This window comes from Bacillus norwichensis, assembly GCF_014836955.1.
Lineage (GTDB): Bacteria > Bacillota > Bacilli > Bacillales > Bacillaceae_C > Siminovitchia > Siminovitchia norwichensis.
Genome location: NZ_JACSPV010000072.1, coordinates 1 through 8,868 on the forward strand (window position 1 = coordinate 1; position 8,868 = coordinate 8,868).

Consider the following 8,868-nt stretch of genomic DNA (forward strand, 5'->3'; position numbering starts at 1 on the left):
ATTCGCGTGTCGAAAAAAAAGTTTTGACACCCTAATAACGGTTCAAACCGTTGATATATCAATATTTATAGAGGGAGAGTTCTATATAGATATTGAGGACGCTACTATAGAATATGATCGTATTTGGTCTGAAATTAAACTTCAATAATCATTTTTTAAACAGAGCACACTTCGGAATGTCTATGGTATTTGAACAGTATAAGGGACGTGGATGCTATGGAAGGGTAGAATGGGTACTTGGAGGTAAGGGCTAAACCTGACCTTATGTGAATTAATATATACGAATAGATAGCTAGTTGTAGATATGAAATGAAGTTGCTAAGTTTGTAAAAAGATTAATCATTTTGAAAAAGTTTAGCTGCTTTTTGTCAACTTCAATCAATAATACTTTGTTAAATCAACAAATCTAATTTGATCCTCATCAAACTTTTTTATAAAAGCTTAACCACTTATTTTAATCAAACATATTTTAAAATGGATGGGTTCTATTTATTATGAAATCAACAATTGCAACTACTTTATTTGCTTCCAACAGGGTGACCTCCTATCAATCCTCTCTAATATATCATTATTGCAAAAATAGCAAAATCAAACTTGCGGAAAATGCATAAAAGTAATTGAGTTTTTCGAAAAATACTATATAAAGATTAATGCATAATGAACATAATAGATTGTTTTTTTTTGTGGAGTTTCAACCAAATAGACTGTATTCGGAAAATTTTGTTACTGTTTTATTAAAAAGTAAATGGTGGGGTACTATTTGGGACATATAAACACAATAGTGGTTTTGGTTATTTTTGTAGGCCTAGTGGCTTTATTCGTAATTTCTTTTACACTTTTTATACGAAGATTATTGATTAACCCTTCCATAAAAAGTAATCAATCTGTTGAAATAGGAAAGAAACTTGATAAGATCATAGAATTACTTGAAAAGGATAAAGGCTCCTAAAACCAGTTAAGATTGTTAAAATGAGCACCAGGGTATAGTGATGATCTTTCGCGTTGAGCACATAAATACCAGCGGCCTTATACAAAGACTTATAGAAGTTTAAGGGAGGGATGGCATTTGAATATAGTGACCTTTATCATTATTGTTTTTTCTTTGCTCGCTTCAACACTAACCTCATGTATAATTCAAAACGCATTAAAATGAAAAAATTTCTTTCCTACATTGATAAAAACAACAACTTATGAAACTTTACGGTTCAAGTCTTTCTATCATGTTAAACGAAGTATGATAACTACAGAAGTTGAGGATAAGTTTAGTTTAAAAAATCCGAATTTAAAATATTATAGTATTATAAAGAAAATAGAAAGGAGCTGTGTCCATTGAAAGTAATTAAAAGTATGTATCACCATTTAAATTGGGCTAATCAACGTATTTTAGAGACCTTGCAAAATCTTGAACGTGACAATTCTCAGGCGAGACGTTTATTTTCCCATATCCTTTCCACAGAGCTGGTTTGGTTAAGCAGATTAAAAGGAGAGAGCAGTTCACAGCCTATTTGGGGAGAAGTTGAGATTGAGGCGTGTACGGAAATGGTTAAAAAGAATAGAAATAGCTTCAATGCATTTCTTTCTAGTATTGACAAGGCTGACTTAGATCAATTTATTACCTACAAGAACAGTAAAGGTATAGAATTTAAAAATTCTATTAGAGATATTCTAACTCATGTAGCACTCCATGGTCAGTATCATAGAGGACAAATTAACGCTCAACTTCGCTCAAATCATACGGAACCAGTTAATACAGATTTTATTACTTTTGTAAGATAACAAGAAATTTGTTTGCTTACTTACTGCTGTCTATTCTATTAGGTCATCTGATTCACACAAAGTGTATTTTTTATAATATAAGGAGCGCGGTAAATGAATTTTAACATGCAGGAAGCTATTGAAGTTTTGAAACGTACACCACAAACATTGAAGTATTTCGTATCTGGATTATCAAATGGATGGTTGCAATGCAATGAGGGGAAAGGAACTTGGAATGTTGCCGAGGTGATTGGTCATCTGATTGAGGGGGAGAAAGATAATTGGATGCCGAGGTTAGAACTGATTATTCAGGAAGGTGAAAATAAACCATTTCTCCCATTTGATCGTGATGCACACTTAAAAGAAAGCTCTCAAAAATCGATTGAACAAAAGTTGCTTGAATTTAAAACGATTAGAAGAACAAATATAAATAAACTTAAGACACTGGTTGAATCTGATTCTCATCTTGAAATGACAGGGTTACACCCTGAATTTGGTACAGTAAAGTTAAGAGAATTGCTTTCTACGTGGGTCGTTCATGATTTAACGCACATTGCTCAGATCGTACGGGTAATGGCCGAAAGATATAGAGCAGATGTTGGGCCTTGGAAAGAATATTTAGGTATATTGAAAAAATAAATAAGAAACTTAGATTGGAGCATTGAGAATATTTTTATATTTATAATGAAATAAGTTTTTGTAAAATTATTCTGCTCCCCATTTGGTTGAACGGTCTAAAAGTTACGCATCATTTAAATGAATCTAACAAAAAAGCATATAAAAAATGGACCTTTGCTAATTATGCAAAGTCCGATTATTAGGCAGGACTATTTTTTTAGTAGTTGATAATTAGCTTTGTCAATCCACCTTAAAGTAAGGGGAAACCTCATAACGACGCAAAAAGACTTCTGATAAGTTGATTCAACTTATCAGAAGTCTTTTTTCATTACGAGGGAACTATGCTTTCTTCAATTTCAACTTTGTAAGTGTTCAGGTGACTCGCCCGATGCTGTAAAAACTGGCAATAGCCAGATAAATAGTGCTCCACATCGTCTATTCTTACCCGGAAAGAATGGTGACGAATAAAGAATCCGTTTAAAATCAGATCCGGCAATTTTTTATACATGGCTAACTCAGGATAGAAAAATCCTACGCGCTGATATTCTGCTCGTCTATCAATTGTGTCCTCTAGGAATCCTTCATCGATATGCTCCAGCAGGGACTCTTTGTTGAGTTCCTTGATCTTGCTGACCATTTTATATGCAGCCATTGTCAATTCTAGAAAGGTAGGGTACGTAGTTTCTCTGTGAAAAATAAAGTTCAGGCGATTATTGCAGTTTTTTAAGCCGAAAATAAAATACTTATCTTTAGGTTCATAATTTGTTAATTCATTGGCAGCATAGCTCAGCCAGTGATCGTGGTGTTTCCAGTAGTCGTTTCTTATAAAGTATTCAAATGATTTTTTTGCTTCCTCCAGCCACTGATTGTCGGGGTCAATGGCATACAGGCGCAATAGGGAAAAGACTGCTTCACCCTCATAATAAATGATTCTGTGCAGGTCTTTGACAGCAAAGGTTGGATAGCTTAAAACATGGATGAATCCTCCATCAGGCAATTTCATGTGGATGATGCCTCGCGCCAAAGCACGTGCGGCTTCAATGTACTTGGAGCTGCCAGTGACTTCCATATACTTGGTCATTGCTAAAATAGCAGTTGCATTTGAACCAAGCTTAATTTCATTATTATTTGCCTGATCAACAACAAATGCTGTCACTTCAAGCAGGTCTTTTTTGTAGATGACGGCTTCCTTCACCAAATAATCCAGTCCTTTTTCCGCTGCTTTGATGATGGCTGGGTCTTGAATAATCTCATACCCCTCGGCCATTGAGTACAGCGCACTGGAGTGACGAAGTATATTATAAGTGTTGATACGCTTGGCATAGGCAGAGAAATATCCATATTCAAATTTACCATCCGGTTGGATTTGATCGGTTAGAAAATAAGTTGCCTTATGAATAAGAGCTTTTACTTCATCACGGATATTTTCCGTCTTCCGGATTCCGTTCGTCAACGTCCCGTCATACAAGTTGTGAATCACATCAGAGTCGCTGTCTTTAAAGGCACCTACAGTATTAAACAGAAATACATTTTTATCATCGTATTTCGTTTTTACAAACGGAAAGCGGACATGAAGGTTATATTTCATATAATTGTTTATGTTTTTTTCATCTAAAGCAATGGGGCCATTTTTGGTACTCTTAATCATGGCGTTTCCGTTAATCTCTTGTTCCAAAAAGGCCAAACGAAATTCAGGATCAAACGAGATACCGTGACGGAAATAATTGATCCTTGTCTTGGCGATTTTGTCTTCCAACTGTTTAAATGGCAATTCGGTTAAATCTTTAACAATATCTAATTTAAGCCATTGTGGGTCAAAATTGCTTTTTTGAATAAACGTGGTGACTTTTTTTCGTATACCTTGGAATACCTTTGTTATATCTGAAGCTCCCTCTTTGAAAACACGTGCGCGGAGCTTCGGGTTTCCGATTGAAAGAAAAATAATATAACGCTGTTCACCTGCAATTGAGACCGCCGGAATGCTGTCATGACCAAACATTTTATTAAAATGAATCTCAAACTCGTCCAGAGTTTGATTAACATAACTGTAAGCTGTCAATTTTTCCATTAGCTTAGCTACTCCTTATCTTAACATTTTATATGTAAAGGTTTTTGTCTATGAATCATTTTTTATTTCGGGATACGTGAGAAACCGGATAAAGATTTGAATTACTATAGTTGAACATTCTTCCAGTAATCCCCAAAGTTTAAAGTTAGCGGGCGATTGTAAGTGGACAAAGCTTTCGTTTTACCACCCACTCATCATGGTCAAAAAACCTCAGTGCTTGATAATGGTATCTTTCGGATGAAAAAATGAGTGACAGTCGTAATTTAAGCTCTAAATTGAGGGATCATCTATCCCGAATAAAGCAATTTTTATCACGGTTTGTCAGCTTCTTTGTTGTTTTCATTGAAAACGATGTCCTGATATACCTCAGGTAAAGCGTCATCACGATCTTTCTCTTTCCTTTTTTTTCTGTTCTTTAAAATCTGCCTTATGGTCAGTAAGAGTAATATAAGAATCAGAAAAGGCTTCAAATTGGTGGAAAATCCGGTAATTATACTTCCAACCCCCATTCAATCCCCTCCTTTTTAAGAAATATTAATCTAGTTTTGTAATATTAGAGTTTTCTTTAAACTATTTTCTGAAAAGTATGCCCACCATCTTAAACCAATTTTGTAAAATTATAAAGGGCAAGGATGAGAATTGTCAAAAGCAGTCGAGGGATTCTATGAGCTTTCGACACTATTATTGTCGAGATCTGTTTAAATGACAAAAATTTCACAATATTAAAATGTATAGACGTTTTTTGACGAAAGACTCACATTTTTTACCAGTAAATAGTAAATAATCTAAGTGGATATAATCATATTGCCTGACAGTTATTGACAGTGTTTCTCAAAAATAGTTAAGTATTATGCAAATGTTTCAATTGAAATATTTTTGCAATAAAAGGGGTGTTGCCATCAAAAAAAATTATTTTTAATCAGCCTGTAGAAAAGAAAAATGAAAAGGGTTTTACTTTTTCATCTGGTGAGTTCTGATCAATGTAGCGACAAGTATTTCCGTTTTGGGTTTATAGAAAGGAAGCTTCTTATTAGCATTACCAAAACAGATTTCAGAAAAAAGGATATGTTCCGTCATTATTTATTTTTGAAACTATCAGAAAATTATTGAAATCAAAAGTGGAATGGAGAAGAAGAGATTGAAAAAGAAGAAATTTGATTACAAGAAAAGAATGAATGCCAAACGTAATACCTACATAAAGAGAACAGCTGCGATTGCTACAACAGCTTTGTTGGTAGCAGCTCCGGCTGTTTTACCAAATAACTTCCAGATTCCTGGAATGGCAATCAATGCTGCACAAGCGGCTTCATTAGCGGATGTGAAGCTTTTATCAGATGTCACAATTTCTGCAAATTTGATGGACCAAGAGGATGCATATAAGCTCGGGCTCAGCATGACGGGAACCGGAGTTGCGGATGTAGAATTGTTAAGCCCAGAGCGCGTGGTTGTGTTTTATGCACCTGAGTTGGCAGGGAAGATGAGTGCTGATGGACAAGCTAATGTAAGAGTGGAAATTCTGCCAATTACGATGGATGATCTGCCTGCGCTCAGCAATACTATTTCGGGACTTACTGGTGCTGCAACAAATTTAGTAACAGGTTTGACTACAGAATTAGATCGAGTTATTAACGGGACTCTCCTGTCAGGAGTTGTACAAGTAAATGGACTCACAGAACTGAATACGGCCATTAATAATTTAAACAACCTTGATGCTGCACTTGCTGATTTACTGGCTTATGAGGATCAGGTGGACGTTACTATTAATCCTGACGGAACGGTTGTTGTTAAATTTTCTGATGGATTAGGCAATCATTTGGAAACAGCTGTGAAAGATGTAGTTCAATCGGCTATAACAGATCTTTTGAACGCTGTGGATGGACTTGATATTAGATTACTAAGTGCTGATCCGACTGGAATTCTAAGCGGTCTTTTAAATAGTTTGATCATAGATCCGATTGTCAATCCTCTAAAGTCAGCTGTGACCACAACAGCAAATGAAATTACTACAGCACTGACAAATGGAACGGTTGATTTGGCAAATGATTTGGTAAGTGTACAAGTGATTGGAAAAACAACAGTTGATTTGAGTGTTCTTGTTGAGAAGCCAGCCGGAATCCCAAGTGAAACAACTATTTCCGGTGCTGGAGTAAGCACTTCGGTTATTGATGCGGAATTACTGAGTGACATGACTGATTCAACAACAGTTGCTTTCAATGAACCGGATGATGGTGACGGAGATGCTGACGCTGATGCTGACGCCGATGCCGATGCTGACGCCGATGCTGATGCTGACAGTGACTCAGACTCCGACAGCGATTCGGATTCTGACAGTGGTACGGGTAGTAATGGCTCGGGAAGTAACAATGGTTCCGGAAATAATATTAATAACGGAAAAAGCACAACTAACGTAGGAACTAAGTTACCAAATACTTCAACGTCTATGTACAATTCAGCTATGGCTGGAGTAATGACCTTGCTTGCTGGTGTTGCTACTATGTTTGCTCGCCGCAAAAAAGAAAAAATTGAACAGTAAAATCTAAAGCTAGTACCAGCCAATAATCAGGCTATATTTCAGATGAAATATAGCCTGATTACATTTATTTATAAACTAATGGAATATTTCATCTTTAACAAATGGCGTTAAAAACTCATATAACTTTGTCAGAATATTCAAGCGATTGATTCAACTGAGCAAAAATATCATCATTTTTGTTAAATATCTATAATGATATTGGATATGTAGTATATCCATTAAATAATGCGAGAGACTAGAAAATTTGAAATGAAATTAATTAAATAGTTAATTATGGAGTTTTAATCGCTAAAAGCATGTAATGACCGTTGAGCTTTCATTACATGCTTTTTACTATTTTCAGAATCATCTTTTATTAAAAAACCTCTTGAATTGCTGATCTATTGGTATTCCAGAAGACTTATTTTGTGTATGAAAAAAAATAATATTGTCTTATTTTAAAGTGTTTTGTCTTTTGGTGTTTAGAAATGGTTTAACACTGTTGTGCATAATTTAACTGTAGCTAGGGATGCGCACTTATATCTTTGATTCGCTACTATTTTCATTCGTCAGTGAAAGTCTTTTACGAATGCATGAAAGGAGTGACCCGTGTCAACTTTTGTTAAGAAACGTGAGTGTTACTCATTGATATTCATGATTTTATTTTAGGAGGTTGTCCAGAAAGAAATGAGTTCAAAAAGAAAGTTTGATTACAAGAAAAAAATGAATGCAAGTCGCGGTAAGAATCTAAGAAGAGCCGCTGCGATCGCTGCAACAACGCTATTAGTAACTGTCCCAATCAATAACACATTAGGCTTTTCGTTACCTGGTTTTGAAGCAAGTACCGTACAAGCTGCTTCGCTTGCACAAGTAAACTTACTTCAAAATACAACGGTTACTGCTAATGTTGTTGATGGAAAACCATTTCAGCTAAATTTAGGTGTTTCCGGTAAAGCATTGGCTAATATACAAGCCGTTAATCCCGATCGAGTAGCAGTATTCCAAGTTCCTGCGGAACTTGCCGGAGATATTCAAGCGAATGGACCTGCAAATGTATCTGTTGAAATTTTACCTATTACTATGCAAGATCTGCCTGCTTTAGGTGGTGCACTGAATGATGTAACTGGCGCACTTACAGGCGCAGTTTCACAAGTTTTGAAGACTGTAGATCAACTGCAAAGCAGTATTATTCCGAAAGAACTTCTCACCATTAAAGGAGTATCGGAGCTATCAAAAGCATTGGATGGATTGAATAATCTTGAAGCTGCTTTAGCAGATCTATTGCAATATAACGACCAAGTTGAAGTTAATATCTCACCAGATGGTGTTATTACTGTTGATTTTACTGAGGGCTTAGGAAAACACTTAGAAACAGCTGTAAACGATGTAGTTATTCAAACATTGCAAAATGTAATTGATGCTGTAAATGCTCTTGAGATAAAAATCTTACCTGCCGCAGAGTCCATTCCTTTAGTAGGAACAATTGTTAAGACTTTGAACCAAGTCATTAACTCTACATTATCTCTCGTTACTGGAGTAGGCCAACTGGCAACAAATCTTGTTAAGGATATAACAGATGGGACACTTGATTTAGTTAGTGAACTTGCCCAAGCTTCCGTTTTGGGAAAAATCTCTGTAGATCTTTCCGTTAATGTATCAAACCCTACAAATGCTTGTGTAAAAAGTTCGGAAATTAAAGGTGCTATTGTCGGAGATAGTGTAATAGATGTCCAGTTATTATCTAGTTTAGAAGCATCTGATACTGTTACTTTCCCTGATCAAGAATGTGACTCAGATTCTGACAGTGACGCCGACGCCGACGCTGATGCTGATTCTGACAGTGATGCTGATGCTGATGCCGATGCCGACGCTGATGCTGATGCTGATGCTGATGCTGATGCTGATGCTGATGCTG

The 8,868-nt window shown here is 35.8% G+C and carries 7 protein-coding genes; 5 read left to right on the top strand and 2 right to left on the bottom strand.

Annotation, left to right across the window (positions count from 1 at the left end; all coding sequences use genetic code 11):
- The first annotated feature begins 745 nt into the window (after positions 1-745).
- The 3 genes from H9631_RS21530 (at position 746) to H9631_RS21540 (ending at position 2,394) form a co-directional block, all read left to right on the top strand.
- Positions 746-949 (top strand): DUF4083 domain-containing protein, encoded by a 204-nt coding sequence (locus tag H9631_RS21530; protein WP_191816420.1) that lies wholly within the window; start codon positions 746-748, stop codon positions 947-949.
- Between the two features lie 380 nt (positions 950-1,329).
- Positions 1,330-1,776, top strand: coding sequence for a DinB family protein (locus H9631_RS21535; RefSeq protein ID WP_191816422.1), 447 nt, complete (start codon positions 1,330-1,332; stop codon positions 1,774-1,776).
- A gap of 93 nt (positions 1,777-1,869) precedes the next feature.
- Positions 1,870-2,394 (top strand): DinB family protein, encoded by a 525-nt coding sequence (locus tag H9631_RS21540; protein WP_191816424.1) that lies wholly within the window; start codon positions 1,870-1,872, stop codon positions 2,392-2,394.
- 307 nt (positions 2,395-2,701) lie between these two features.
- Here H9631_RS21540 and H9631_RS21545 read toward each other — a convergent pair whose 3' ends face one another.
- On the bottom strand, positions 2,702-4,441 hold the full coding sequence (locus H9631_RS21545) for a glycoside hydrolase family protein (RefSeq protein ID WP_191816426.1): 1,740 nt from the start codon (positions 4,439-4,441) through the stop codon (positions 2,702-2,704).
- Between the two features lie 311 nt (positions 4,442-4,752).
- A complete protein-coding gene (locus H9631_RS21550) occupies positions 4,753-4,950 on the bottom strand; it encodes a hypothetical protein (RefSeq protein WP_191816428.1) in 198 nt (65 codons plus the stop codon).
- 629 nt (positions 4,951-5,579) lie between these two features.
- On the opposite strand from H9631_RS21550, the gene H9631_RS21555 reads away from it, so the two are divergent.
- A complete protein-coding gene (locus H9631_RS21555) occupies positions 5,580-6,974 on the top strand; it encodes an adhesive domain-containing protein (RefSeq protein ID WP_191816430.1) in 1,395 nt (464 codons plus the stop codon).
- Between the two features lie 666 nt (positions 6,975-7,640).
- Positions 7,641-8,868, top strand: a 1,228-nt coding sequence (locus H9631_RS21560; RefSeq protein WP_318246850.1) for an adhesive domain-containing protein, incomplete at its 3' end; no start/stop codon positions are given.